We start from the raw sequence: 26,572 nt of genomic DNA, 5'->3' as shown, positions 1-26,572 counted from the left end.
CCGACTCAGCGCCGCAGCGCGTCGCGGCCCAGCTCGGCTGCGCGAGCCGACCCACCGTTGCGACTGTTTTCCTCGCACTTGCCGCGGTCGCCGCCGCAGATGTCGCAGCCTTCTTTCATGCCCAGTGCAGCGAGACCGCCGCAGGAGCCCTTGATCGGCTTATTGGCAAGGATCACGCCGACCGCCATGGCGGCACTGAGCACCAGCAGCACAGCAACTGACAGCACAATGGTGGGCAGCATTATTGATCTCTCCCTTGCATCAAATGGTGGCGGAAGGCGGAGGTCATCAACTCCTTGAAGCCATCGCCCTCGTGCACGATGAAGAGTACCGCCAGGTTACGCGCCTCAGCAAACGCCATGCCTTCTTCCGCGCCCATCACCGTCAGCAGTGTGGCGAGACCATCGGCTTCCATACACTCTTGGTGCAGCACCGACACTGACGCTAACTGGTGCGACACCGGTCGGCCGGTACGCGGGTCTATGGTGTGAGAAAACCGTTGGCCGTCTGCTTCAAAAAAGTTGCGATAGTCGCCAGAGGTGGCCACCGCCAGATCGTGGATTTCCAGCACGCTGTCAATTTCACGGCGCCCAGCCAACGGCCGCTCGATGGCAATCCGCCACGGCACACCGCCGGGCTTGCTGCCCCGCGCACGCAGGTCACCGCCGATGTCCACCAGCCAGTTGTGGATGCCGAGTTGATCCAAGTAAGCACCCAGCGCATCCACCGCATAGCCCTTGGCGATGGCAGACAGGTCCAGATACAGGCCACCAGGCTGGACGATCAGATCGGCGTCTACGCTGGCCTCCAACTTGCGGTAACCAATACGGGCGCGAGCCTGCTCCAGATCCGCCGCCGAAGGGGGGGTGCCGCTGCGCGCCGCCGGGCCGAAGCCCCACAAGTTGACCAGCGGTCCGACGGTGGGATCGAACATGCCACCACTTTCACTCGCCATCACCAACGCCGAGCGCAGCACCTGTGAAAACTCTTCCGGCACCTCGAAACGCGTGCCAGCAGGCGCCTGATTAAAGCGCGAAATAGCGGAGTCGCTGATGTAGGTACTCATCAGCTGGTTGATCTCCAGCAGCCGCTGCTCGATGCCGTGCTGGACTTGCTCCAGCTTCACGCCGTCCGGCAGCTCCGCCAGCCGCACCGTCCACAGCGTGCCCATGGTCGGCCCGCTCAGGCTGTGCACCTGCGGCGCCGGACTGCAAGAGAGCAGCAATGCCAGCAGCCCAAAAAGACACAGGGCACGAAGGCCCTGTGAAAGTGGTGAGTGGCGCAGATCAGCCACCGAAGTCGTCCAGCATGATGTTCTCGCGTTCCACACCCAGGTCTTCGAGCATCTTGATCACCGATGCGTTCATCATCGGCGGACCGCACATGTAGAACTCGCAGTCCTCCGGCGCCGGGTGGTTCTTCAGGTAGTTGTCGAACAGCACCTGGTGGATGAAGCCGGTTTTGCCGCTCCAGTTATCCTCCGGCAGCGGATCGGACAACGCCAAATGCCACTCGAAGTTGTCATGATCGGCCGCCAACTGGTCGTACTCATCGACGTAGAACGCCTCGCGCATGGAGCGGGCGCCATACCAGAAGCTGATCTTGCGCTTGGAGTCGAGCCGCTTGAGCTGATCAAACAGGTGCGAGCGCATCGGCGCCATACCGGCACCACCGCCGATGAAGATCATTTCGGCGTCGGTGTCCTTGGCAAAGAAATCACCGAACGGGCCGTACACCGTCACTTGGTCGCCGGGTTTGAGGTTGAATACATAGCTCGACATCAGGCCGGCCGGAATGTCGGTGCGCCCTGGCGGTGGTGTGGCGATACGGATATTGAACTTGAGGATGCCCATCTCTTCCGGATAGTTGGCCATGGAATAGGCACGGATCACCTCCTCCTTGTTCACTGCCTGGATGTCGAAGAACTTGAACCGCTCCCAGTCGTCGCGGAAGCGCTCAGGGATGTCGAAGTCAGCGTAATTAATGGTGTACGGCGGCGCTTCCAGCTGCACATAACCACCGGCGCGGAACGCCACGTTCTCACCTTCGGGCAGCTTCAGCGTCAGCTCTTTGATAAAGGTGGCGACGTTAGGGTTGGACACCACTTCACAGACCCACTTCTTGACGCCGAACACCTCCTCCGGCACCTGGATCTTCATGTCTTGCTTAACCGGCGTCTGGCACGACAGCCGGTAACCAGCCCGCACCTCGCCCTTAGTGAAATGGGATTCCTCGGTGGCAAGGATGTCGCCACCGCCCTCCATCACCTGACACTTGCACTGTGCACAGGTGCCGCCGCCGCCGCAGGCAGAAGACAGGAACACGCCTTGTGAGGCCAGCGTACCGAGCAGCTTGCCACCCGCTGGCACCACCAGTTTCTTTTCACCGTTGATTTCGATGGTCACATCACCGGCCGACACCAGCTTGGCGCGGGCCAGTAGGATGGTGGCCACCATCAGCAACATCAGGGCGGTCAGCACCACCACTGCAATGACTATCTCGAATGCCATGCGCTTTCCCCTCGATTACAGCTGCACGCCGGAAAACGACATGAACCCCAGTGACATCAGGCCGACAGTGACAAAGGTCACCCCCAAGCCTTCCAGACCGCCGGGCACATCGCTGTACTTCAGCTTTTCACGGATTGCCGCCAGCAACGCGATCGCCAGCGCCCAGGACACGCCGGAGCCGACGCCGTAGACCACACTTTCCGTGAAGTCGTAGTCGCGCTGCATCATGAACAGCGAGCCACCGAAAATGGCGCAGTTTACGGTGATCAAGGGCAGGTAAATGCCAAGCACGTTGTAGAGTGCCGGCACGTACTTATCGAGCACCATCTCAAGGATCTGCACCACCGCAGCAATGACACCGATATAGGCGACAAAGCCGAGGAAGCTCAGGTCGACATCGGGATAGCCCATCCACGCCAGCGCGCCATCTTTGAGGAAATAGCTGTACAGCAGGTTGTTAAGCGGCACCGTGATGGCTTGGATCACCACCACCGCAATACCGAGGTTGACGGCGGTGGACACCTTCTTGGAAATCGCCAAGAAGGTGCACATGCCGAGGAAGAACGCCAGCGCCATGTTCTCAACGAACACCGCGCGCACGAATAGGCTGATGTAATGTTCCATTGCGTGCTCTCCCTCAACCCATCTCGACCGGGCGCGTGTTCGGCGCGATCCGGAATTGCGGTTGCTCCTGCTGGTCACGCTTCCAGGTGCGCAGCGCCCAGATGAACAAACCAATCAGGAAGAATGCCGACGGCGGCAGCAACAGCATGCCGTTGGGCAGATACCAACCACCGTTGTTGATGGTCGGCAGCAGCGTGTAGCCAAGAATGGAGCCAGAGCCGAGCAACTCGCGTACCACCCCAAGTGCTACCAGGATGACGCTGTAGCCGAGCCCGTTGCCGAGCCCGTCGAGGAATGACGGCACCGGCCGGTTGGACATGGCGAACGCTTCAGCGCGGCCCATCACGATACAGTTGGTGATGATCAGACCAACAAACACCGACAACTGGCGGCTGATCTCGTAGGAGAACGCCTGCAGCGTTTGGTCCACCACAATCACCAGCGCCGCGATCACCATCACCTGCACGATCATGCGGATGCTGTTGGGGATCACATTGCGGATGCTGCTGATGAAGAAGTTGGAGAATGCGGTCACCAACGTCAGTGACACCGCCATCGTCAACGCCGTGCTGACTTTGGAGGTCACCGCCAGCGCCGAACAGATACCGAGCACCTGCAGCGCAATCGGGTTGTTGGCGAACACCGGCTGGAACAGGATGTCCTTGATCTTCATGTCAGACATGCTGGGGCTCCTTATTCGCTCACCGCGCCACTGCGCAGCCGTGACAGATAGGGACCGAACGCCTGCTCACCCACCCAAAAACGCACCAGCTGGCTGACGCCCTGGCTGGTGAGGGTGGCGCCGGACAGGCCATCCACTTTGTATTGCGCAGTGCTGGAGGAAGCATCGACACTGCCCTTCACCACTTCGATCTGCACTCGACCATTACTGTCAGTGAGCGTTTTTCCAACCCACTGGGCGCGCCAGGCAGGATTGTCGACCTCGCCCCCCAGACCCGGTGTTTCGCCGTGATCGTAGAACACCAAACCGGCCACCGTGTTGGCATCCGGCTCCAGCGCCAAATAGCCGTAAAGCGTGGACCACAGCCCATAACCGCTCACCGGCAACACGATGGAGCGCAAGCTGCCATCGTCATTGCGCAGGAAGAACACTTCCGCCACATCCGGCAGTCGGCGAATGCCTGCAGGATCCACCGCCAACGCAGTGCTCTGCTCCGGGTCCGCGGCGGCCTTGGCCTGATCGTAGCTGTCCGGGCGTTCCACCTCGGTGCCACTGGCAAGTTCGACAAAGCGGCGCTCGACGCGCTCGAACGCCTGTTTCACGTCCATACCAGGCTGGTAAGCATTGGCGGCGATGAGCACGTTTTTTTGCCGGTCCAGCGCGCGGTTTTCGTTCTGCATCGGGCGCAGCATCACCGCGGCCACCGCGACGATCACGCCGCACACTAAGCAGATAATGAAGGCGGCCAGCAGGGTGCCGCCGGTGCTGTCTTTATTGAACGCCATCAGCGCTTCCCTCCTGCCAGACGCCGCTCACGGCGGCGGATGTTGGCCTGCACCACAAAGTGGTCGATCAGCGGTGCACACAGGTTGCCGAACAAAATCGCTAACATCATGCCTTCCGGGAATGCCGGGTTGACCACGCGGATCAGCACCACCATCACGCCGATCAGGATGCCGAAAATCCACTTACCGACATCGGTCATCGCCGCCGACACCGGATCGGTGGCCATGAACACCAGACCGAACGCCAGACCACCCAGGGTCAGGTGCCAGTACCAGGGCATGGCGAACATGGCATTGGTATCGCTGCCCACGGCATTGAACAGCGCCGACAGCGCCACCACCCCGACCAGCACCCCGGCCATAATGCGCCAGGAAGCAATGCGGGTGATCAGTAACAAAGCGGCGCCAAGCAGGATTGCCAGCGTTGAGGTTTCACCGATCGAACCTTGGATGCCGCCGAGGAAGGTCTGCATCCAGCTCAGGTTGACGTCACCGATACCGGCATTGGCGCCCAGCGCGGCGCTGAAGTCCAACTGCCCGGACGCTGCCAGCGATAGCGGCGTCGCGCCGGAGAAGTTGTCCACCGCCGTCCACACCAGGTCACCGGACATTTGCGCCGGGTAGGCGAAGAACAGGAAGGCACGGCCCACTAGCGCCGGATTGAGGAAGTTTTTGCCGGTGCCGCCAAATACTTCTTTGCCGATCACCACCCCGAACGAGATGCCGAGGAACACCTGCCACAACGGAATGGTAGGCGGCACGATCAGCGTGAACAGAATGCCGGTCACGAAGAAGCCCTCGTTGACCTCATGGCCACGGCGCCAGGCGAACAGCCCTTCCCAGATGAAGCCGCCGACATAGACGGTAATCAGGATCGGCACGTAGAACACCGCGCCGTGGAGCATGTTCGACCACAGGCTGCCGGGATCAAATCCGGCCAGCATCGCCACCAGCGCCGTGCGCCAGCCTTCGATCGGCGCATGGCCAAACTCGGCGATTTGCAGGTTGGCCTGGTAACCGGTGTTGTAGAGCCCGAACAAAATCGCCGGGAAGGTGGCGAACCACACCGTCATCATCACGCGCTTGAGGTCGATGCCATCGCGCACGTGGGAGGCTGTATTGGTCACCGAATCCGGCGAATACAGCATGGTGTCGAACATTTCGTAAAACACGTAGTAATTCTGCAGCCGCCCGCCTTCGTGGAAGTGCGGGGCCACCTTGCGGTCAAGGTAATGCCTCAAGCCCATGCTCAGCCCTCCAGTTCGATGCGGGTCAGGTTGTCACGCAGGATCGGACCGTACTCGTACTTGCCCACGCAGACGTAGGTGCACAGCGCCAGATCTTCTTCCACCAGTTCCAGTGCGCCCAGGGCCACCGCGGAATCGGTATCACCCACCGTCAGTGCACGCAGCAACTGAGTGGCAAGGATGTCGAGCGGCATCACCCGCTCATAGTTGCCGAGCGGCACCATGGCGCGCGGGCTGCCGTTGGTGGTGGTGGTGAAATCGAACTTACGGCCCGGCAGCAGCTTGGACAGGTAGATATTCATCACCGAGTGGCGCTTCAGTCCCGGCGACAGGTAACCGAACATTGGCCGCTCACGGCCTTCGCGCAGCGCGGTCACCTGCACTGCCGTGCGGCTGAGGAAGTCGTAAGGGCCGGCAGCCTTGTGGCCATTCCAGACCGAGCCAGACAGCACTCGGGTTTCGCCGTCCTTCAGCTCACCTTGCAGCAACTCGGACAAGCAGGCGCCGACACGGGTTCGCACCAGGCGCGGCGCACGGACCTGCGGGCCGCCAAGGGCCACCACCCGGTCGGTGTACAGCTCACCGGTGAGGAACAGCTGGCCAAACGCGATCACGTCCTGATAGTTCAGCACCCAGACCGTCTTGCCCATGCCCACCGGATCGAGGTGGTGTACGTGGGTACTGGGGTTACCGGCGGGATGTAGCCCACCGAACGTGTGCACACTGACCTGCGGCAACGACGGCAGCGGCAGCTTGACGCCCTCCGCCTGGCACACGAACAGCTTGCCGTCGGTGAGACGGCTGAGCACGCTAATGCCCGCCTCAAACGCCTGCGGCTGCTCGGCAATCACCGGCGCCGGATCTGCACTAAGCGGATTGGTATCGATGGCAGTTACAAAAATAGAGCTCGGCACGCTGCCTGGCAGCGGCACCTTGCCATAGGGACGGGTACGCAGCGCGGTCCAGAGACCGGACTCCACCAACTGGGCCTGCACAGCAGCACGGTCCAGGGTTGCCAACGCGGCAGCCGGGTGGGCAGCAAAACGCAGCGCATCATCTTCTGACGCTGCGATCTCGATCACCACCGATTGCAACACACGGCGCGCGCCGCGGTTGATGGCGATGACAGTACCGGATGCCGGCGCGGTGTAGCGCACACCATCGGTCTTCTTATCGGTGAACAGGACCTGGCCTTTACGTACCCGGTCGCCCTCTTGGACTTCCATGGTCGGTTTCATGCCGACATAGTCCGGGCCGAGCACCGCCACGCGGGTCACCGGAGCGCCGCCGTCGATGTCTTGGCGCGGCGCGCCCGTGATGGGCAGGTCGAGTCCCCGTTTGATTCTGATCATAGTCTCTCGCCCACGTTCGGAACCTCTTCCCCGGCATCTGTGCACCAGTGAAAGCATGCGCAGCGGCCCTGTCCAACCGCGTCACCGCGTGATGGCCGCACAACGCTGGGCCGCTGTGCCCGTCCTTGGTGGTACCCCGCGTATGCGGCACCCCGAAGAGGAGGTTTCCCTACCAGCAAAAGGCCCGCGCGAGGCGGGCCAGTGTTATCACTGCTTTGGATACACCGGGAATTCCACCCCGGAGATCTGCTGCAGGATCCGCATTACCTGACAGCTATAGCCGAACTCATTGTCATACCACACGTACAGAACGCAATGGCGACCATTTACAATTGTTGCTTCCGCATCGATCACCGAGGCATGGCGGGAACCGACAAAGTCTGTGGAGACCGCATCCGGGGAGCTGATGAAGTCGATCTGGCGCTGCAGCGGGGAATGCAGGGACACCCAGCGCAGGTAGTCGTTGATCTCTTCCAGCGTGGTTTCTTTCTGCAGCGTGATGTTCAAAATCGCCATTGACACGTTCGGCGTCGGCACCCGAATCGAGTTGCCGGTGAGCTTACCGGCCAGTTCCGGCAGTGCTTTGGCGGCAGCAGTGGCGGCACCGGTTTCGGTGATCACCATGTTCAGCGGTGCGGCACGGCCACGACGCGGACCCTTATGGAAGTTATCCAGCAAGTTCTGGTCGTTGGTGTAAGAGTGCACCGTCTCAACGTGGCCATTCTCGATGCCGAACTTATCATTCAGCGCCTTCAGCGGCGGCACGATGGCGTTGGTGGTGCAGCTGGCTGCAGACAAAATCAGGTCGCTGTCTTCGATCAGGCCGTTGTTCACACCGTGAACGATGTTCTTCAGCTCACCCTTACCCGGCGCCGTCAGAATCACGCGCTGGATGCCTTTGGCCTTCAGGTGCTGGCCGAGGCCTTCGCTGTCGCGCCATTTGCCGGTGTTGTCGATCAGCACCGCGTTGTTGATGCCGTAAGCGGTGTAATCAACGGTGGCAGGATCGTTGGAGTAGATCACGTTGATGAAGTTGCCGTTGGCGATGATGGCGTTGTCGTCTTCATCCACCGCGATGGTGCCGGCGAAGGCGCCATGCACGGAATCACGGCGCAACAGGCTGGCGCGCTTTTGCAGGTCGCCCTTGCCAGACTCACGCACCACGATGGCACGCAGACGCAGACCGTTGCCGGAACCGGCTTTCTCGATCAACAGGCGTGCCAAGATGCGGCCAATGCGACCGAAGCCGTACAGCACCACATCGGTGGGCTGCGGATCGGCAACCTTGTTGGTCAGCGCTTCGGCCAGCTCGGCCTTGACGTAGTCCGCCACGGACAAGCCACGGCTGTCGTTCTTGTAGTCCACCGCCAGCTTGCCGATATCAATGCGGCACGGGCCCAGATCCAGACGGGTAACCTCTTCCAGGATCGGGAAGGTGTCCACGACAGACAGCTCAGTGTCTTCGATCTGCTTCACAAAGCGGTGGCTTTTGAGGATCTGGATCACTGACTTGTTCACCAGGGAACGGCTGTAGACCGTGGTGGTCACGTTCTTCTCACGGTACAGCTTGCCGATCATGGGGATCATGGATTCGGCGAGTTCTTCGCGGTTCTTCCAACGTCCGAAGTGGTCTTCCTGCTTACTCACGGGATAAGGCCCTCTAGGGTGGCGTGTTAAGGCAAAATTGGCGCGCGCATTCTAGCCGCTCGGCCGCGCTTTATCCACCGGACCCGGGCGCCGCAGCCAGCGCCGTGGCGACCCGGTCACGCAGCGCCGGCACCACCTCCTGCTCGAACCAAGGGCGCTCGCGCAGCCAGCGCTGGTTGCGTGGACTTGGATGCGGCAGCGGGAAGTAGCGCGGCCCGTATTGCGGCCATTGTGCCACCCGCTGCGACAGCGTCTGTCGGTCTTTCAGGTAGTAGCGCTGGGCATGGTCACCGATCAGCAGCACCAATTGCACTGCTTGCAGATGCGCCAACACCGGCGGATGCCAGGTCGGCGCGCAGCGCGGCATCGGTGGCAGGTCGCCGCCGTTGCCACGACCGGGATAACACAGCCCCATTGGCATGATGGCAATGCGGGCCTCGTCATAGAACTGCTGGTCAGTGATGGCCAGCCACTGGCGCAGACGGCGGCCGGAGGGGTCATCCCAAGGCACGCCACTGGCGTGCACCTTGGTGCCGGGCGCCTGTCCGATGATCAACAGCGTGGCGGTGCTCAGACCACGGATCACTGGCCGTGGCCCAAGCGGCAACTGGTCTTCACACAGCCGGCAGGCGCGCACTTGCTCCAGCAGCGGTATCAGTGGATCGGTCACTCTTGCCTCCCTCGGCAGCGGCGCGGAATACACCCGCCAACCGCGCCACGCCCTCTTCCATCAGCTCGGGCGGTACGTGGCTGAAATTCAGACGCACATAACCGGGGTGGGCATCGGGATCGACGAAGAACGCCTCGCCCGGCATGAATGCCACGTCCTGCGCCAGTGCCTGCGGCAAAAGTGTACGGGTATCCACCGGCTGACGCAGCCGCAACCAGAAGAACAAGCCGCCGGCCGGCGTCTGCCACTCCGCTAGGTCGCCGAAGTGGCGGCGTAACGCGGCGTCCATGGCATCGCGACGGTCGCGGTAGAACACTTGCAATTCGGCGATGTGCGCCGCCAGCGCCGGCGTACCCAACCATTGCAGCGCCTGCCATTGGCCGATGCGGTTGGTGTGCAGATCCGCCGCTTGCTTCAGCCGCAGTAGGTACGGGAACAGCTTGGGGCTGGCAATCAGATAGCCGATGCGCAGCCCCGGCAGCAGCGTTTTCGACAGCGTACCGGTGTACACCCAGTCGGCGCTGCGCAGCTGAGCCACCAACGGCTGCGCCAGTTGGTCGTCGTAGACCAACTCGCGGTACGGTTCGTCTTCCACCAACACCACATTATGGCGATCAAGCAATTCGGCGACGCGGGTACGGACCTCGGCGCTGTAGCGTACCGCCGACGGATTTTGGAAGGTCGGGATCAGGTAAGCGAACGCCGGACGCTCTTGCTCCAGCCGCGCTGCCAGCTGCTCCAAATCCGGGCCATCGTCGTTCAGTGACACCGTCACACAGCGGGCGCCGAACAGCTGGAACGATTGCAGCGCGGCAAGGTAGGTCGGCGATTCCACCAACACCGGGGTGCCGGGATCAATGAACAGCTTCGCCACCAGATCCAGCGCTTGCTGGGAGCCCGCCGTCACCAATACCTGTTCGGCACTGCACTCAATACCCAGCGCGCGGGCCTCGGCGGCAATGCGCTGGCGCAGCTCCGGCTCGCCTTCACTCATGCCGTATTGGCCGAAACCGGCCGGCAACGCCGACCAGTCCACCGCCGGCAACATGCTTTCCGCCGGCAGTCCGCCGGCAAATGACATCACCCCCGGACGCTGGGCAGCGGCCAGGATTTCACGGATCAGAGAGCTCTTCAGACGGGCAACACGTTCGGAAAATGCCATGAATGGTGCAGACCTCGGGCGCGGGCAGAGATACGTCAAAAAGGTTGACTCACGTTACGCGGCCCGGTTAGATGCGTCAATATGATTGACTTTTCATCCCCCGCCACCCAACACGAAGCACTGGCCGCCTTCTTCAAGGCCTACCAGGCCTTCACTGCGCGCCCGGACGACATGTTGGCCCGGCGCGGCTTGTCGCGGGTACACCACCGCATCCTGTTCTTCATTGCCCGCTCACCGGAGCTGTCGGTGTCAGAGTTGCTGGCGCGGCTGAAAGTCAGCAAGCAGGCACTTAACGTGCCGCTGCGACAGCTGGTGCAAATGCGGTTGGTGGACAGCCGCACCGACGCCGACGACAAGCGCAAGCGCCTGCTGGTACTGACCGCCGATGGACTGAAGCTAGAAGCAGCGCTGCGCAAGGAACAGATCCGTTTGCTACGCCAATGTTTTGAACAGCTGGATGACAGCGCCGTGGCGGGCTGGCTGGAAGTGAACCTCGCCCTCGCCCGCCACTGGTAAGCGACGGCTCAGTCGCCCAGTTCGCTGACCCGCACCAGACCTTCCTGCATCACTGAGGCCACCAATTGGCCATCTGCGGTGTAGATGCTGCCGCGGCTGAGACCCCGAGCGCCGGATGCAGACGGGCTGTACATGTCATACAACAGCCATTCGTTGACCTTAAATGGCCGATGGAACCACATGGCATGGTCGATGCTCGCCATCATCACCCCCGGCGAGAAATAGTTTACGCCGTGGGGCAAAGCACTGGTGCCCAGCAGCCAGCAGTCGGAGCAGTAGGCCAGCAGCGCGCGGTGCATGGCAGCATCGACGTCAAACTCGCCCGGCACCCGGAACCAGAACGCGCGGTGGGCCGGCTTGGCATTGAAGTCGAACGGATCATCCTGGCGCACCGGACGGATTTCCACCGGTCGCTCCTGCATGAACGCATCGACCTTGCCGATCGGGAAGCGGTCGCGCCAGACTTCACGCAGCTCTTGTTCCGACTGCAGGCTTCCTGCCGCCGGCGCCTCCGGCATCGGTGCCTGATGTTCCATGCCCCGCTCAGCAACCTGGAACGACGCTTCCAAGCAGAAAATAGCGCGACCATGCTGGATCGCTGTCACCCGCCGGGTGGTGAAGCTGGCCCCATCGCGGATGCGGTCAACGTCATAAATCACCGGCACGGTGTGATCGCCGGGACGCAAAAAGTAACCGTGCAGGGAATGGGCAAGCCGGTCGTCGTCGACGGTGCGGCTGGCAGCCATCAACGCCTGCCCGGCCACCAGACCGCCGAAAATACCGCGCTGGTGGGTGTTGCGGCTGGGGCCACGGAACAGGTTCTGTTCCAGCCGTTCCAGCGCAATCACTTCCAGCAAATCTCGTACGATATCCTTCATGAACTTTGATACTCGGGCCGCTGCAAACGCAGCATCATAGCAGCGCCATCCACTGGCGGGCACCCATTGCAAACGTCGCCTCGCCCGTCCGCCACCGGGCCGCTACAATGCCGTCCGTCGCAACGTACAGACCCTCATCATGACGCTATTGCCTGCTTCGCCGCTGTTTCCCACCGGCCCCGATCATTACCGCCTGTGGTGCGGCCTCGATACCGGCGCCCTGGCGCCGGTGCTGGCCGAACTCGCGCGCCAGCAACAAGGGCTGCTGCTGGTGGTCACCCGCAGCTCCGCCGAGGCGCGCCAGCTGGCGCACAGCGTGGCGTTCTACCTGCCCGATACCGAGCAGGTGCCGGTGCTGAACTTTCCCGGCTGGGAAACGCTGCCCTACGACCTGTTCTCGCCGCACCAGGACATCATCAGCGAGCGCATCGATGTACTGCACCGACTGCCAACCACACGCAGTGGGCTGCTGATCACGCCAGTCAGCACCTTGATGCAGCGACTGGCGCCGCGCGCGCACTTGGCCGCCAGCCACTTTGCGCTGAAGCCGGGCCAGCGTTTCGACATGGAGCTGACGCGCCAGCAGCTGGTGGCCAGCGGCTACCGCCAACGCGACAACGTCTACGAGCATGGCGAGTTCGCAGTGCGCGGCGCGATCATGGACATCTATCCGATGGGGGCTGAGCAGCCGCTGCGCATTGAGCTGTTCGACGATGAAATCGAGTCGCTGCGGCTGTTCGATGCCGAAAGCCAACGCTCCACCACCACGCTAGAGCAGGTGAACCTGCTGCCGGCGGCGGAATTCCCGCTCAGCGAAGCCGGCATTCGCCATTTCAAGCAGGCATTCCGCGATCGCTTCGATGTTGACCATCGGCAGTGCAGCCTTTACCAGGACGTGTCGGATGGTATCGCCAGTCCTGGCTTGGAGTACTACCTGCCGCTGTTCTTCGACGACACTGCGTCACTGTTCGACTACCTGCCCGAGGTGGTGCGGGCGGTGCAGCTGCCCGGCTGCGCTGACGCCGCCACCCAATATTGGCAAGAGATCCAAGCCCGTCACGAAGACCGTCGCCACGATATCCGCCGGCCCATTTTGGCGCCGACCGAATTGTTCCTGCCGGTGGAACAATTGAATCAGCAGTTGCGCACGCTGCCGCTAGCACGCCTGAACGGCAGCGAAGGGGTCGATTTCGGTTTCCGCGCCCTGCCGCCGCTGGCCGCTGGCCGCGACAACAACCCGTTCGCCGCGCTCAAACAGCAGGTCGGCCTGGAACAACCCGCACCCCGGGTGCTGGTCTGTGCGGAAACCCCCGGCCGGCGCGAAGCGCTGCTGGAACTCATGCAAAAGCAAGGCATTCAGCCGAGGCTGGTGGCCGACTGGGATGCGTTCCAGCAAGACGATGCCGACTGGAATTTGACCGTCGGCGAGCTGGACCTGGGATTCTGGTCACCGGCCAACGGCTGGCTGGTAGTGGCCGAAAGCCAATTGTACGGCGAGCGCATCATGCAGCGCCGACTTCGCCGCAGCGGTCAGGAAACCTCTGCCGAGCAAGCCTTCCGCTCACTGGGCGAGCTGACCCCAGGCACGCCGGTGGTACACATCGACCATGGTGTGGGCCGCTATCAGGGCCTGACTCACATGAAGGTGGACGGCCAGCAACATGAGTTCTTGCTGCTGGAGTACGCCGGCGGCGACAAGATCTACCTGCCGGTCTCCTCACTACACCTGATCAGCCGCTACGGCGGCAGCGATCCGGAACATGCCCCACTGACCCGACTCGGGTCTGATCAGTGGGCTAAAGCCCGGCAGAAAGCGGCGGAAAAAATCACCGACGTGGCCGCCGAGTTGCTCAATACCTATGCCCGCCGCGAAGCTCGCGTCGGCCGCGCCTTCACGCTGCCGGCAGAGGACTACGCGCGCTTCGCTGACGGCTTCAATTTCGAGGAAACACCAGATCAGGCCGCCGCCATTGCCGCGGTGCTGCGCGATCTGCAAGCTGACCGGCCGATGGACCGACTGGTGTGCGGCGACGTCGGCTTTGGCAAGACCGAGGTGGCCATGCGCGCCGCCTTTGTCGCCGCCCAGAACAACACCCAAGTGGCTGTGCTGGTGCCGACCACCTTGCTGGCCCAGCAGCACCATGAGTCGTTCTGTGACCGCTTTGCCGATTGGCCGGTGACCATCGAGGTGCTCAGCCGCTTCCGCAGCCAAAAGGAAAAAACCGCGGTGTTGGAACGGTTGCGCGAGGGCAAGGTGGACATCGTGGTTGGCACCCACCAGCTACTGCAGGAGTCGGTGCAATTTCGCGACCTGGGGTTGGTGATCGTCGATGAAGAGCACCGCTTCGGCGTCAAGCACAAAGAGCGCCTGAAAGAAATGCGCGCCGAGGCCGACATCCTCACGCTGACGGCGACGCCGATTCCGCGCACGCTGAATATGGCGATGTCCGGCATGCGCGATATCTCCATCATCGCCACCCCACCGGAAAAGCGGCTGTCGGTAAAAACCTTCGTGCAGCAGAAAGACCCGGCACTGATCAAGGAAGCAGTACTGCGCGAGCTGCTGCGCGGCGGCCAGGTGTACTACCTGCACAACGATATCGAACGCATGGCGCGCACCGCCGAGGAACTGCAAGCGTTGGTGCCGGATGCCCGCATCGGCATCGCCCACGGCCAGATGCGCGAGCGCGATTTGGAACAGGTGATGTCGGAGTTTTACCACCGCCGCTTCAACGTACTGCTGTGCACCACCATTATCGAAACCGGCATCGACGTGCCGTCGGCCAACACCATTTTGATCGAGCGCGCCGACAAGTTCGGCCTGGCGCAGCTGCACCAACTGCGTGGCCGCGTCGGCCGCTCCCACCATCAGGCGTATGCCTTCCTGATGACGCCCTCGCCAAAAACATTGACCAAGGATGCGGTGAAACGGCTGGAAGCGATCGAGCAAGCCTCCGAACTCGGTGCCGGCTTCACCCTCGCCAGCCACGATCTGGAAATTCGTGGCGCCGGCGAACTGTTGGGCGAAGAGCAGCACGGCCACATCGAGACCATCGGCTTTACGCTGTACATGGAAATGCTGGAGCAGGCGGTGGACGCGCTCAAACGCGGCGAGCAGCCGGACACCCAGAAACCGCTGTCCGGCGGCCCGGAGATCAACCTGCGGGTGCCGGCACTGATTCCGGACGACTACTTGCCGGATGTGTTCTCGCGCCTGACGCTGTACAAGCGCATCGCCAGTTGCAAGAGCAGCGACGGCCTCGACGAGCTGAAAGTGGAAATGATCGACCGCTTTGGGCTGCTGCCGCCACAGGTGAAGAACCTGTTCCGGCTCACTGCCCTGCGCCAGCAAGCAGAACGGCTCGGCATTGCCCGCATCGATGCCGGCGCCGAGTCTGGCCGTATCGAGTTTGCCGAGCGCACCCAAGTGGACCCGCTAAAACTGGTGCGACTGGTACAGACCTTCAGCGGCCGCTACAAGCTGCAAGGGGGCAACATGCTGCGCTTTGAAGTGGTATCGGAGGAAGTGGAAAAGCGCTTCGAAGAAGTGGAAAAGTTGCTGGCGTCGCTGGCGTGATCATTGAAGCGGGCACCAGGCGGCGCGCCCTGACGCGGGCTGCCGGCGGCTACACCACCTCACCGGCGCAGTAGCCGGACGACCACGCCCACTGGAAGTTATGACCGCCCAGCTGCCCGGTCACATCCAGCACTTCGCCGATAAAATACAGTCCCGGTACCGTATTTGCCTGAAAATTACGCGACGACACCTGCCGGGTATCGACACCGCCGAGGGTGACCTCGGCGGTCCGGTACCCTTCGGTGCCGGACGGCTTGACGGTCCACTGACGCAAGCTGCTGTCGAGCTGCTCCAACGCCATCTGGGAAAAGTGCTGCAGCGGCTGGTCCCATTGCTGCCACGCGCAAAACTGCTGCGCCATGCGCTTCGGCCAATACTGCTGTAGCACCTGCTCTACTCTGGCTTCCGGGCGCTGGCGTCGCAGCTGCTGCCAAGCGGCCAGATCCAACCCTGCCTCCGGCAGTAAATTAATCTGCAGCGCCTCACCCGGCTGCCAGTAGTTGGACAACTGCAACATCGCCGGCCCAGACAAACCGCGATGGGTGAACAGCATTGGCTCACGGAAGGTCTGCCCGCCGGCCTGCACCGACACCGGCACCGCCACCCCTGATAGCGGCGTCAGATGCTCTTTTTCCTGCGGCTGCAGCGTAAACGGCACCAGCCCAGCACGGGTCGGCAAGACCGTCAGACCGAACTGTTCGGCGACCTGGTAACCGAAGCCGCTGGCGCCCAAGGTCGGAATCGACAGGCCGCCAGTGGCTATCACCAGCGACTCGCAGCTGATTACGCCGCTGCTGGTGTGCAGCCGAAACCCCTGCCCGTGCTGCTCAATGCGCTGGATCGAGGTATTCACCTGCACTTCGGCACCGGCCCATTCGCACTCGGTCAGCAACAGATCAAGAATCGGCTGGCTGCTATGCACGCAGAACAATTGGCCCGGCCCCTTTTCGCACCAGTCCACGCCATGGCGCTCTGCCAGCTCAAAAAAGTGCTGCGGGGTGTAGCGCTTCAGCGCTGAGATGCAGAAATGGGGGTTAGCGGATAGGAAGTGCTGAGGCGTGCTGTTGAGATTGGTGAAGTTGCAGCGGCCTCCGCCGGACATCAAGATTTTCTTGCCCGGCCGGTTGGCATGGTCGAGCACCCGCACCCGCCGCCCGCGGTAGGCGGCGGTAGCGGCACACATCAGCCCGGCGGCGCCGGCACCCACGACCACCACATCAACCGAAGATGCCATCAGCCAGCCTTTAGCTCCGTGCTACCAAGGTTGCCAGCAGCTCGCACACAGCGCCCATGCCGGCATGGATCACGGCTTCGATCTCGGCCATGGTGATCTCGGTGTGGCTTTTGCCGGCCGCCGGATTCACCACCAGCGACAGCATTGCGTAGGGCAATTCCAATTCGCGCGCCAGCACCGCTTCCGGCATAGCGGTCATGCCGACGATGTCACAACCGTCCCGCTCCATGCGGGCGATCTCAGCGGCGGTTTCCAGTCGCGGACCTTGGGTGGCGCCGTACACGCCGGACTCCAGTCGCGGCAGATTTGCTTCACGCAACACCGCCAACAGCCGCTCGCGCAAGGCGCGGTCAAACGGCCAAGAGAAATCCACGTGGGTGACCGGGCCGTTGCGCTGGTCGAAATAGGTGGTTTCTCGGCCATGGGTGTAGTCAATGATCTGATCCGGCACCACCACCACGCCGCTCTGAGCAGCGGAGTGGATGCCGCCCACCGCGTTCACTGCCACGATTTCGGTAGCCCCCGCTTGCTTCAGCGCCGCCATATTGGCGCGGTAGTTGACCTGATGCGGCAGCAGCACGTGGGGATCACCATGGCGCGCCAAGAACAGCACCGGGCGACCGCTCAGCTCGCCACGCACCACCGGCGCCGCAGGGCGGCCCCAAGGGGTGTCCAGCTCCAGTCGCTGGTGCTGGATCAGGTTCTGCATCTGCGTCAGGCCGGTGCCGCCAATGAAAGCTAGGGTCATGCGTTATCTTCCACTGCAAAGATACCGGGGGCGTTACGCCAATAGCCTTTGTAATCCATGCCGCCACCGAACAGGTAAGCGTCTTCGGTTTCGACGCCGGTGAAATCTGCCTTGAGGCCTGGCTCTGCCTTGCGGTCGTGGACCTTGTCCACCAGCACCGCGGTGGCCACCGACAAGGCGCCCTGCTCTTCACAGGCCGCCGCGATCGCCAGCAACGTGGCCCCCACGTCGAGGATGTCATCCAGAATCAGCACATGACGGCCCGCCAGATTGGTGCCCGGCGACACTCGCCAATGCAACGTGCTGCCAGTGGTGGCAGCGCCGTAGCGGCTGGCATGCAAGTAGTCCACTTCCAGCGGAAAATCCAGCTCTGGCAGCAACCGGCCGGCAAATACCACGCCGCCGTTCATCACCGTCAGCAGCAGCGGATTCAGGTCGGCGTAACGCGCGGTGATCTCGGTCGCCATGCGCCGCACTGCGTCGTCGAGCTGAGCTTGGCTATAGAGCAGCCGCGCCTCGGCGCGGACTTTGAGCAGTTCCTGTTTGAATTCCGGGGTCATCGCAGCAATCACTGGTTGAACGTTTCAATGAGTCGGGCAGCCAGCGCTTGCGCTTGCTGCCGTTGTGCCGCCGTCATCGGCGACTGTGGGGCGGCGCGCAAGCCACTGGCCGGCACCCGTGCGGACGGTTGCAACGCGGTGACCGCATCCAGCACTTGCAGTGCCGCCGCGCGCTGGTTGCACACCAGCACCATGTCGCAGCCGGCGTCCAACGCGGCAGCGGTACGGGCGGCGTAATCGCCAGCGGCGGCGGCGCCTTCCATGGTCAGGTCATCGCTGAAGATCACGCCGGCGAAACCCAGTTGCCGGCGCAGTAACTCCAGCCATATACGGGAGAATCCGGCCGGCTGGCTGTCCACCGCGTCGTACACAACGTGGGCCGGCATGATGCCCTGCAAGCGCTGAGACAGTGCCGCGAACGGACGCAGGTCGGCCGCCTCCAGCGCCGCCAACGGGCGACTGTCGCGCGGCAGTTCAAGATGGGAATCGGCTTCGACAAAACCGTGGCCGGGGAAATGTTTGCCGGTGGCGGCCATACCCGCCGCCGCCATGCCGTCAATCCAAGCGGCGGCCAAGGCGGTCAAGGTATCCGGGTCGGCGTGGAAGCTACGATCGCGGATCACGCTGCTGACGCCATAGTCCAGATCCAGTACCGGCGCAAAGCTGATGTCCACATCGCAGGCAATCAGCTCTTCCGCCATCAGCCGGCCCAGCTGGCGGGCACCGTCCAATGCGGCCTCCGGTGACTGATCGTGCCAACGCCCCAGTGCTGCCATCGGCGGCAAACGGGTGAAGCCGTCACGAAAACGCTGCACCCGGCCGCCCTCTTGATCGACGGCGATGAGGATATCCGGACGCTCAGCCCGAATCGCGGCAGTCAGCGCCATCAGCTGGTCGCGATTCTGGTAGTTACGGGCAAACAGGATCAGGCCGCCCACCGCAGGGTGGCGCAGCACATCGCGGTCGCTGGCGTCCAGTTCGGTACCGGCCACATCCAGCATGACTACAGCAGCGGTCATAGGAATGATTCCAAGCGGGAATTGGAGCGTGCCGGATCAATCGATGCAGACGCGGGTGCCGGCCGGCACCAGGTCAAACAGTTCGATCAGGTCATCGCTGTGCATGCGGATGCAACCGTGCGAGCGCGGGACGCCCAGCGGCTCGGTATCCGGCGTGCCGTGAATATAAATGAAGCGCCGCATGGAATCCACGCGGCCACCGCGATTGCGGCCTGGCTCCTCGCCGCACAGCCAAAGGATGCGGGTAAGAATCCAATCTCGCTGCGGATGGGCAGCGGCCAAGGTCGGCGTCCAGATCTCACCGGTGGGACGGCGGCCGATGAACACGCTGCCGCGCGCCATGCCGGCGCCAATACGGGCGCGCACTCGGTGCGCGCCACGCGGCGTACAGCCACTGTCCATTTGCTCACCGGGGCCATTGAGTGCGGTGGAAATTGGATAGCAGATCGGTGCCAGCCCGGGACGTTCCAGCGTCAAAGACTGCTCGGCAATCGACACCAGCAGGCGGGTCATGACGGCATCACCGGCGCGCGAATGCCTCCGATTATGAACGGCAGCAGACGCTGGTTGACGTCTGCCACCGACAGCGTGACACCGAAATCGCTCTTGCAGATCGCCCGCAGCGGCTCCATGCCGGACATCGCGAACACGATGGCACCGAGCCCAAAGTGCACTCGCCAAAACATTTCCATCGGTGGCACATCCGGCGCGGCCACACTGAGCAGCCGCAATACGCGGGCAAATACCGCGCCGTAATGCTCTTGGAAAAAGCGCCGCAGGTGACCCTGGGCCTGGGTATAGGCCAGCCCGGACAGACGGAAGAACAGCGCCACCCGGTGCGGCCGCTGGCCCTGGGGCCCAAGCGCCGTGCCCGAGATCAATGCCAGCAACTGTTCAAGGCTGACCTGCTGACCGTCCAGTTCATCCAAGGCAGCGTCGAGACTGGCGCAGAACGGGCCGAGAAAACGCTCGAACACCGCTTGGATCAGCGCTTCCTTGGAACCGAAATGGTAGTTGACCGCGGCGAGGTTGACCCCGGCGCGGCTGGTGATGGCACGCAAGCTAGTTTCCGCGAAGCCCTTCTGGGCGAACAGTTCTTCGGCGGTGTCCAGAATGCGCTCAACGGTGCCGCTTCGTTCCGACATCGGGTTCTCCTCGCTGCACAGTGACGGCAAACATATGTTTCAAACAGTTGTATCGTCAAGGCAGCGACGGGATCACATGTGCTCGGGCAAGTTGTCGCGACGACGGTTTTCGCGGGCCGCCACCGCTTTGTGGACAATCGAGAACGCCTCATCCACCGAGTCGGTCACCTGCATCAGATCCAGATCGCCTGGGCTAATACAGCCTTCCGCCAGCATCCGGTCACGCAGCCAATCTATCAGCCCGCTCCAGTAATCACTGCCGAACAGTACAATCGGGAACGGTTTGATCTTGCCGGTCTGCACCAGCGTCAGCGCTTCGAACAGTTCGTCGAGGGTGCCAAAACCACCGGGGAACACCACGAAACCCACGGCGTGCTTAACGAACATCAGCTTGCGCACGAAGAAATAGCGGAAGTTAATCGCCAGATCCTGATAGCGGTTGGCGCTTTCCTCGAACGGCAATTGAATGTTGAGGCCGATGGAACAGGCGCCCTTGCCGAAAGCACCTCGGTTGGCGCCTTCCATGATGCCGGGGCCACCGCCGGTGAGCACATTCAGGCCGACGCGGGAAAACCGCTCAGCCAGTGCTTCGGCGCTTTGGTAGTAAGGAGACTCTTCGCCCAAGCGGGCACTGCCGTAGAGGGTCACTGCCGGGCCAATGTCGCCCAGCCGTTCAATACCATCCACCAACTCAGACTGGATGCGCAGGACTCGCCAGGCTTCCAAGGCACGTGTTGCGTCCATTCGTTTTCCTTCAATGGCCAAGACCAGATCATTCCTCTCGATCTTGGGACTGCAAATGTTGCAGCCTGATGGCCAAGCCCTCGATCACCTCCGCCATGGCGGCCCGTTCGGCCAATCCCAACGGCAGTGCCGACGCCGCAGCAATCAGGTTGCGTGTTTCCGGCGCCGCTGCGGAACGGGTCAGCAACGTGTCACCCAGCAGGTGCTGCCAAGCATCCTGCCACCAGGCCAGCGCGGCACTGGGGGGCAGCGCCGCAGCGGCAGCCAACGGGTCACGGCCACCGGGCTGTCCCAGTCCCTGGATCACCGCTGCCAGCTGTACTAACAGCGCGCCACGCAGCACCCATTGCTCTGCTGGCGGCTGTTCTTGCTCCGCCGCCTGCTCACAGAGACGGAACGCCTGACGTGCCAATGCCAACCGTTCCGCCACCGCTCGCAGCTGGCCCATGCTCAGTCCTCAGCGGGAGCTGGCTTGGCCGCCGCTTTCTTGGCGGGCGCTTTCTTGGCAGGCGCTTTCTTGGCCGCCGCTTTTTTCGCCGGTGCCTTCTTCGCAGGCGCTTTCTTGGCCGCCGGCTTGTCTTCAATCACCCAGGCACCATCGCGGTAGAACGCCGCCCAACCGGTGGCCTTACCGTCCACTTCGGTGGTGACGTACTGCTCTTTGCTCTTGCGGGCATAGCGCAGGATCGCCGCGTTGCCGGCGCTGTCATGAGTCGGCGCGTCAGCCAAGTACAACAGCTTCGGATCCAGCTGCTCGCGCACACTGCGCACTTCTTCCACCGACGGCGCCCGAGTCTCGCGGTTGCGCGGGAACTGGCTGGCGGCGAGGAACAGACCAGAGGCACCGTCACGCAGCAGATAGTAGTCATCCACTTTCTGACAGCGCAGATGCGGCATCGGGATCGGGTCGGCGCGGGGTGGCGCCGGCTCGCCGCTGCGCAACAGCTTGCGGGTATTGCCGCAGGCTTCGTTGGTGCACTTGAAGAACTTGCCGAAACGGCCGGTGCGCAACTGCATTTCGCTACTGCACTTTTCACATTCCAGCACCGGGCCGTCATAGCCCTTGATGCGGAACTCGCCCTGCTCCACCACGTAGCCGGCGCAATCGGGGTTGTTGCCGCAGATATGCAGTTTGCGGCTTTCGTCCAGCAGGTAGCTGTCCATGGCGGTACTGCAAATCGGGCAGCGCTTTTTCAGACGCTGCTCCAGCGCTTCCGCTTCGGCATCGTCGGCACCAACTGCCTCGTCGCCGGGCAACAGGTTGAGCGTGGCCGTGCAGCGTTCTTTCGGCGGCAGGCTGTATCCGGAGCAACCGAGGAATACCCCAGTGGAGCCGGTACGAATTTGCATCGGACGCCCGCAAGTAGGGCACGGAATATCGGTGTCGGTGGGTAGGTTGGCACGCATGCCGCCCTGCGCCAGCTTACCGGCGCCGTCGCCTTGGGCCGCTTCCAACCGCTTGCGGAAATCGCTGTAGAAATCATCCAGCACCTGGCGCCAATCGAGTTCGCCAGCGGCGATCTTGTCGAGCGTTTCTTCCATGCTGGCAGTGAAGCCGTAGTCCATCAGGTTGGGGAAATTTTCCACCAGCCGGTCGGTGACGATGTCACCCATTTTCTCGGCATAGAAGCGGCGGTTTTCCAACCGCACGTAACCCCGATCTTGGATCGTGGAAATGATTGCCGCATAGGTGGACGGCCGACCGATGCCGCGCTTCTCCAATTCGCGCACTAAGCTGGCTTCGGTGAAACGGGCCGGCGGTTTGGTGAAGTGCTGCGTGGCCACTACCTCGTTGACAGTCAGCTTCTGACCGGCTGACAAATCAGGCAGCACCACGTCTTCTTGGCCCTTGCTGCGCGCCGCCGGTGGCAGCACGCGGGTCCAACCGTCGAATTTAAGGATGCGGCCCTTGACCTTCAGCTCGTAATCACCGGCGGTGGCGGTGATGGTGCTGGCTAGGTATTCCGCCGGCGGCATTTGGCAGGCGATGAATTGCAGCCGGATCAGTTCATACAGACGGCGCGCGTCGCGCTCCATGTCCAGCAGCAATTCCGGCTCGCGGGTGACATCCGAGGGACGGATCGCCTCGTGCGCTTCCTGCGCGCCTTCACGGCTGGAGTAGTTCGGCGCTTGCTCTGGCAGGTAACGGTCACCGAGGTTGCTGCCGATCCACGCCCGACACGCGGCCACCGCATCTGCCGACAGGTTAGTGGAGTCGGTACGCATGTAAGTGATGTGACCAGCTTCGTACAGGCGTTGGGCCAGCGTCATGGTCTTCTTCACGCTGTAGCCAAGGCGGGTGCTGGCGGCCTGCTGCAGCGTGGAGGTAATGAAGGGTGCCGACGGCTTGGAGCGAGTCGGCTTGTCCTCACGCCCCTGCACCGTGAGAGCCGCAGCATCACGCAGCGCCTGCTGGTGGCGGCGCGCATCGGTTTCGTTATCCGGCCGGAACGCCACACCTTGGAAGCGGGTGACGTCCATACGCACGTCGGTGCCCTGCTCGGCTTGGGTATCGGCGTAGATTTCCCAGAATTCATCCGGCTGGAAGGCACGAATTTCCCGCTCACGTTCCACCACCAGTTCCACCGCCACCGACTGTACTCGGCCGGCTGACAGCCCCCGGGCAATCTTGTCCCACAGCAGTGGCGACACCATGAAGCCTACTACCCGGTCGAGGAAGCGACGCGCCTGCTGCGCTTCCACACGCGGCATGTCGAGCTTGCCGGGCTCTTCAAAGGCAGCTTGCACCGCCTTGCGGGTGATCTCGTTGAACACCACCCGGCGGTAACGGTCGTCATCGCCGCCAATCACTTCCCGCAGGTGCCAAGCGATCGCTTCCCCTTCGCGGTCAAGGTCGGTGGCGAGATAAATGTGGTCGACTTTGCCGGCCAGACGCTTCAGCTCATCAATGACTTTTTCTTTGCCGGGCAGCACTTCGTAGTGCGCGCTCCAATCCCGCTCCGGGTCCACGCCCATACGGTTGATCAGCTGTTCGTGTGCCTTCTTCTTTTTGTAGCGTGCCCGCTCTTCGGGCGGCAGCGAGCGAGTGTAGGCTGCTTCTTTGGCGCGCTCAGCCGGCGACGACTTCGCCCCACCGCTGACCGGCAGATCGCGCACATGCCCGACGCTGGATTTGACAATGAAATCATCCCCAAGGAACCGGTTGATGGTCTTGACCTTGGCAGGCGACTCCACAATGACAAGCGATTTGGCCATTCTTTTACGTACTCGCTGTGCGGTGATCAGTAGCGGTTGCAGACCGCTGCCGGGGGTGCCCGGCGCTCATGAGGCCGCTATTTAGGCAGGCGGCCATCCTAAAGGTCAAGGACGGTCCTGCGTTCGGTGCCTCTGCCGCCCTCACCGGCGCCTTATAACATTGGTCGCCCAGGGCACCGCAAGCAGAGCGATTGTGGACAGCAGCAAAAAGCAGGCGCCATCATAGAGCCCCGAATCCATCCAAGGGAGCCCAGTCATGAGCAACGAATACAAGGACGTGCTGGTCGCCATCGACGGCAGCGAAGAGTCCCAGCAGATTCTGGAACGCGCCCGCTCGGTGTGCTGTGGTACCAGCGGCCGCCTGCACCTGCTGCATGTGATCGAGCCGCTGGCACTGGCCTACGGCGCCGACATTCCGATTGATGTCACCGAGCTACAGACCGGCATCATGGATCAAGCACGCACCAGCGTGCGCCGCTATGCGGACACCTACGGCATCCCTGCCGAGCGGGTGTATGTCGAGATGGGCTCGATCGAGAAAACCATTCAGGAAAAAGCCGAGGCGTTGGACGTCGACCTGATCGTGGTCGGCAGCCACACCCGCACCGGCCTCGCCATTCTGCTCGGCTCCACAGCCCGAGGCGTGGTGCCCGGCGCGCGCTGCGACGTGCTGGCGGTGAAAATCCAGAAATGCCGTAACTGATTCAGAGGTGCTGGGGTGTCGCGCGCAGCGGCACCTGGTGCCACTGGCACAGCAGGTCGGCCAGTGCATGAGCCTGCTCATGCAGCGCCAATAGCTCCTGCTCGGTACCGCGCGGGCCGCTGTACAGCGGCAGTTTACGCATCGCCGCCGCCACTTCATGCTGTGGATCGCTCATGCGATACACCTCCAGCGTCCAGCGGATGTTGTGGACCAGCATGCTGTAGAACGCCAGCCGAGTTTGCAGATCGAAGCGCCCACGCTGCTGTAGGTCTTGGAATGGCGCGTAGTCGAGCCGCGCTAGCACCGCTTCGCGGGTGCTGTCGTCCACCCGTACCGTGGCACTGCGCGGCGTCCCGCGCAGCATCGCCAGCGCCCCGAACACCTCACCGGGTGAAATATAGTTGAGTACTTCAGCGGTCACGCCGCTATGCCCGGTCACCACCAGCTGTCCACGCAGCAAGAAGTACAAAAACGGCTCATCCTGCCCGCGCTGAATCACGGTGTCCCCCGGCCCCGCCACCCACAGCTCACATTGCCCCAACAGCGCTTCAAATTGCGCCAAGTCGCGGTGCCTGACCTCGTTGAAAAATGGAATGCCGGAAACCAGTTGGCGGATACGCTCCGCCGAAAACGCTTTAGCGTCGGCCTGATGCATGCTGTAGATCCCCGATTAAAATAGAGTGCGGCCGTCCGCCTTGGCCTGACGTGCAAGGAGTCCGGCGCCCCCACGCCGAACGAATGGCGGCATGCTGCAATGCCGCTGCGGCGATCTCAAGCCACTATCGCCGCGGATGTTGATCCAGCGCAGTCATCCGCACACCGATGACCCGACCAACGCCAACCTGCAGCCGACCACAGGCAAGGCCTCGAACTGACCAAACAACACTGTTCATATCGACAGTGCCTGTGCTAGCATCGCGTCAGTCAATGAGGACAGAGCCATGAGCGAGAAACTGACAGCCCGGCAACAACAGGTACTCGATTGCATTCGCCAGTTCAAAGCCCGCACCGGCATGGCGCCAACGCGCGCTGAATTGGCCGAATTGATGGGCTTCCAATCCAAGAATGCCGCCTCAGACCACTTGCGCGCGCTGGAGCGCAAGGGCTGCATCCGCCTCTATAACGATCGCTCGCGTGGTATCCAATTGCTGCAGCAGGACAACGCTGCGGCCGACGACGAACTGCCGGTGATCGGCCGAGTCGCCGCCGGGGTACCAATCGAAGCGGTGGAGAACGTGGAGCGGTCGGTTCCGGTGCCGGCCGGCATGTTCCGCCAACGCCCCACTTACCTGCTGCGGGTGCAAGGCGACAGCATGAAGGATGCCGGCATTTTCGACGGCGACCTGATTGCCGTGCGCAAGAGCAGCGTGGCGCGCTCTGGCCAGATTGTGGTGGCCCGGCTCGACGATGATGTCACGGTGAAAACGCTGCGGCTGAACAATCGCGGTGCCACTTTGCTACCCGCCAACGACGCTTATGAGCCCATTGAAGTGGAAGCCGATCGGCTGGTGATCGAAGGTATTTTCGTGGGACTGATCCGCGACGCCGGTTAA

26 protein-coding genes are annotated in these 26,572 nt (G+C 62.5%); 4 read left to right on the top strand and 22 right to left on the bottom strand.

Annotated elements, in window-relative coordinates:
• Positions 1–5: 5 nt before the first annotated feature.
• The 11 genes from nqrM to AB5I84_RS06410 all read right to left on the bottom strand — a co-directional run bounded on the left by nqrM (position 6) and on the right by AB5I84_RS06410 (position 10,679).
• Complete coding sequence (nqrM, locus tag AB5I84_RS06460) at positions 6–242, bottom strand: (Na+)-NQR maturation NqrM (protein ID WP_369455037.1); 237 nt, start codon at positions 240–242, stop codon at positions 6–8.
• Positions 242–1,171, bottom strand: a complete 930-nt coding sequence (locus tag AB5I84_RS06455) for an FAD:protein FMN transferase (protein WP_369455036.1) — start codon at positions 1,169–1,171, stop codon at positions 242–244. The genes nqrM and AB5I84_RS06455 overlap by 1 nt, the downstream gene beginning before the upstream one ends.
• Positions 1,172–1,286: 115 nt before the next feature.
• Positions 1,287–2,510: an NADH:ubiquinone reductase (Na(+)-transporting) subunit F gene (gene nqrF / locus AB5I84_RS06450; protein WP_369455035.1), complete on the bottom strand. Its 1,224-nt coding sequence runs from the start codon at positions 2,508–2,510 to the stop codon at positions 1,287–1,289.
• Between the two features lie 15 nt (positions 2,511–2,525).
• Positions 2,526–3,134: an NADH:ubiquinone reductase (Na(+)-transporting) subunit E gene (gene nqrE / locus AB5I84_RS06445; RefSeq protein WP_369455034.1), complete on the bottom strand. Its 609-nt coding sequence runs from the start codon at positions 3,132–3,134 to the stop codon at positions 2,526–2,528.
• A gap of 13 nt (positions 3,135–3,147) precedes the next feature.
• Positions 3,148–3,816 carry an NADH:ubiquinone reductase (Na(+)-transporting) subunit D gene (locus AB5I84_RS06440; protein ID WP_369455033.1) on the bottom strand — a complete coding sequence of 223 codons (669 nt, stop codon included), beginning with the start codon at positions 3,814–3,816 and terminating at the stop codon, positions 3,148–3,150.
• 11 nt (positions 3,817–3,827) lie between these two features.
• Positions 3,828–4,601 (bottom strand): Na(+)-translocating NADH-quinone reductase subunit C, encoded by a 774-nt coding sequence (locus AB5I84_RS06435; protein WP_369455032.1) that lies wholly within the window; start codon positions 4,599–4,601, stop codon positions 3,828–3,830.
• Positions 4,601–5,848 carry an NADH:ubiquinone reductase (Na(+)-transporting) subunit B gene (locus tag AB5I84_RS06430; RefSeq protein ID WP_369455031.1) on the bottom strand — a complete coding sequence of 416 codons (1,248 nt, stop codon included), beginning with the start codon at positions 5,846–5,848 and terminating at the stop codon, positions 4,601–4,603. The genes AB5I84_RS06435 and AB5I84_RS06430 overlap by 1 nt, the downstream gene beginning before the upstream one ends.
• 2 nt (positions 5,849–5,850) lie before the next feature.
• Positions 5,851–7,200: a Na(+)-translocating NADH-quinone reductase subunit A gene (locus AB5I84_RS06425; RefSeq protein WP_369455030.1), complete on the bottom strand. Its 1,350-nt coding sequence runs from the start codon at positions 7,198–7,200 to the stop codon at positions 5,851–5,853.
• A 207-nt stretch (positions 7,201–7,407) separates the two neighbouring features.
• Positions 7,408–8,847, bottom strand: a complete 1,440-nt coding sequence (locus AB5I84_RS06420) for a glyceraldehyde-3-phosphate dehydrogenase (protein ID WP_369455029.1) — start codon at positions 8,845–8,847, stop codon at positions 7,408–7,410.
• Positions 8,848–8,917: 70 nt separating this feature from the next.
• The gene (locus AB5I84_RS06415) at positions 8,918–9,517 is read right to left on the bottom strand and encodes a uracil-DNA glycosylase family protein (RefSeq protein ID WP_369455028.1); all 600 of its coding nucleotides are present in this window, start codon (positions 9,515–9,517) and stop codon (positions 8,918–8,920) included.
• Entirely contained in the window at positions 9,462–10,679 is a 1,218-nt protein-coding gene (locus AB5I84_RS06410; RefSeq protein WP_369455027.1) for an aminotransferase-like domain-containing protein, read from the bottom strand. Before AB5I84_RS06410 ends, AB5I84_RS06415 begins: the two co-directional genes overlap by 56 nt.
• Positions 10,680–10,760: 81 nt before the next feature.
• On the opposite strand from AB5I84_RS06410, the gene AB5I84_RS06405 reads away from it, so the two are divergent.
• Positions 10,761–11,195 (top strand): MarR family winged helix-turn-helix transcriptional regulator, encoded by a 435-nt coding sequence (locus tag AB5I84_RS06405; protein ID WP_369455026.1) that lies wholly within the window; start codon positions 10,761–10,763, stop codon positions 11,193–11,195.
• An 8-nt stretch (positions 11,196–11,203) separates the two neighbouring features.
• Here AB5I84_RS06405 and AB5I84_RS06400 read toward each other — a convergent pair whose 3' ends face one another.
• Positions 11,204–12,073 (bottom strand): acyl-CoA thioesterase, encoded by an 870-nt coding sequence (locus AB5I84_RS06400; RefSeq protein WP_369455025.1) that lies wholly within the window; start codon positions 12,071–12,073, stop codon positions 11,204–11,206.
• 139 nt (positions 12,074–12,212) lie between these two features.
• On the opposite strand from AB5I84_RS06400, the gene mfd reads away from it, so the two are divergent.
• Positions 12,213–15,650, top strand: a complete 3,438-nt coding sequence (mfd, locus tag AB5I84_RS06395; RefSeq protein ID WP_369455024.1) for a transcription-repair coupling factor — start codon at positions 12,213–12,215, stop codon at positions 15,648–15,650.
• A gap of 49 nt (positions 15,651–15,699) precedes the next feature.
• On the opposite strand, the gene AB5I84_RS06390 is transcribed toward mfd, so the two are convergent.
• The 9 genes from AB5I84_RS06390 to topA form a co-directional block, all read right to left on the bottom strand.
• Positions 15,700–16,884, bottom strand: a complete 1,185-nt coding sequence (locus tag AB5I84_RS06390) for a BaiN/RdsA family NAD(P)/FAD-dependent oxidoreductase (protein ID WP_369455023.1) — start codon at positions 16,882–16,884, stop codon at positions 15,700–15,702.
• Positions 16,885–16,894: 10 nt separating this feature from the next.
• Positions 16,895–17,632, bottom strand: a complete 738-nt coding sequence (locus tag AB5I84_RS06385) for an S-methyl-5'-thioinosine phosphorylase (RefSeq protein ID WP_369455022.1) — start codon at positions 17,630–17,632, stop codon at positions 16,895–16,897.
• The gene (locus AB5I84_RS06380) at positions 17,629–18,192 is read right to left on the bottom strand and encodes a hypoxanthine-guanine phosphoribosyltransferase (protein ID WP_369455021.1); all 564 of its coding nucleotides are present in this window, start codon (positions 18,190–18,192) and stop codon (positions 17,629–17,631) included. The genes AB5I84_RS06385 and AB5I84_RS06380 overlap by 4 nt, the downstream gene beginning before the upstream one ends.
• 8 nt (positions 18,193–18,200) lie before the next feature.
• On the bottom strand, positions 18,201–19,211 hold the full coding sequence (nagZ, locus tag AB5I84_RS06375; RefSeq protein ID WP_369455020.1) for a beta-N-acetylhexosaminidase: 1,011 nt from the start codon (positions 19,209–19,211) through the stop codon (positions 18,201–18,203).
• 36 nt (positions 19,212–19,247) lie between these two features.
• Complete coding sequence (locus tag AB5I84_RS06370; RefSeq protein WP_369455019.1) at positions 19,248–19,724, bottom strand: L,D-transpeptidase family protein; 477 nt, start codon at positions 19,722–19,724, stop codon at positions 19,248–19,250.
• Positions 19,721–20,356 carry a TetR/AcrR family transcriptional regulator gene (locus tag AB5I84_RS06365; RefSeq protein ID WP_369455018.1) on the bottom strand — a complete coding sequence of 212 codons (636 nt, stop codon included), beginning with the start codon at positions 20,354–20,356 and terminating at the stop codon, positions 19,721–19,723. Before AB5I84_RS06365 ends, AB5I84_RS06370 begins: the two co-directional genes overlap by 4 nt.
• 72 nt (positions 20,357–20,428) lie before the next feature.
• Positions 20,429–21,100, bottom strand: coding sequence for an LOG family protein (locus AB5I84_RS06360; protein WP_369455017.1), 672 nt, complete (start codon positions 21,098–21,100; stop codon positions 20,429–20,431).
• A gap of 28 nt (positions 21,101–21,128) precedes the next feature.
• Positions 21,129–21,548: a hypothetical protein gene (locus AB5I84_RS06355; RefSeq protein WP_369455016.1), complete on the bottom strand. Its 420-nt coding sequence runs from the start codon at positions 21,546–21,548 to the stop codon at positions 21,129–21,131.
• Positions 21,549–21,550: 2 nt separating this feature from the next.
• Entirely contained in the window at positions 21,551–24,316 is a 2,766-nt protein-coding gene (gene topA / locus AB5I84_RS06350) for a type I DNA topoisomerase (protein WP_369455015.1), read from the bottom strand.
• Positions 24,317–24,572: 256 nt separating this feature from the next.
• On the opposite strand from topA, the gene AB5I84_RS06345 reads away from it, so the two are divergent.
• Positions 24,573–25,019 (top strand): universal stress protein, encoded by a 447-nt coding sequence (locus tag AB5I84_RS06345; RefSeq protein WP_369455014.1) that lies wholly within the window; start codon positions 24,573–24,575, stop codon positions 25,017–25,019.
• 1 nt (position 25,020) lies between these two features.
• On the opposite strand, the gene AB5I84_RS06340 is transcribed toward AB5I84_RS06345, so the two are convergent.
• On the bottom strand, positions 25,021–25,674 hold the full coding sequence (locus AB5I84_RS06340) for a cyclic nucleotide-binding domain-containing protein (RefSeq protein ID WP_369455013.1): 654 nt from the start codon (positions 25,672–25,674) through the stop codon (positions 25,021–25,023).
• A gap of 286 nt (positions 25,675–25,960) precedes the next feature.
• On the opposite strand from AB5I84_RS06340, the gene lexA reads away from it, so the two are divergent.
• Positions 25,961–26,572, top strand: a complete 612-nt coding sequence (gene lexA, locus AB5I84_RS06335; RefSeq protein WP_369455012.1) for a transcriptional repressor LexA — start codon at positions 25,961–25,963, stop codon at positions 26,570–26,572.

Source organism: Alcanivorax sp. REN37, assembly GCF_041102775.1.
GTDB lineage: Bacteria > Pseudomonadota > Gammaproteobacteria > Pseudomonadales > Alcanivoracaceae > Isoalcanivorax > Isoalcanivorax beigongshangi.
Note: the sequence above shows the minus strand (reverse complement) of the source record. Positions and strands in the feature narration are given on the sequence as shown.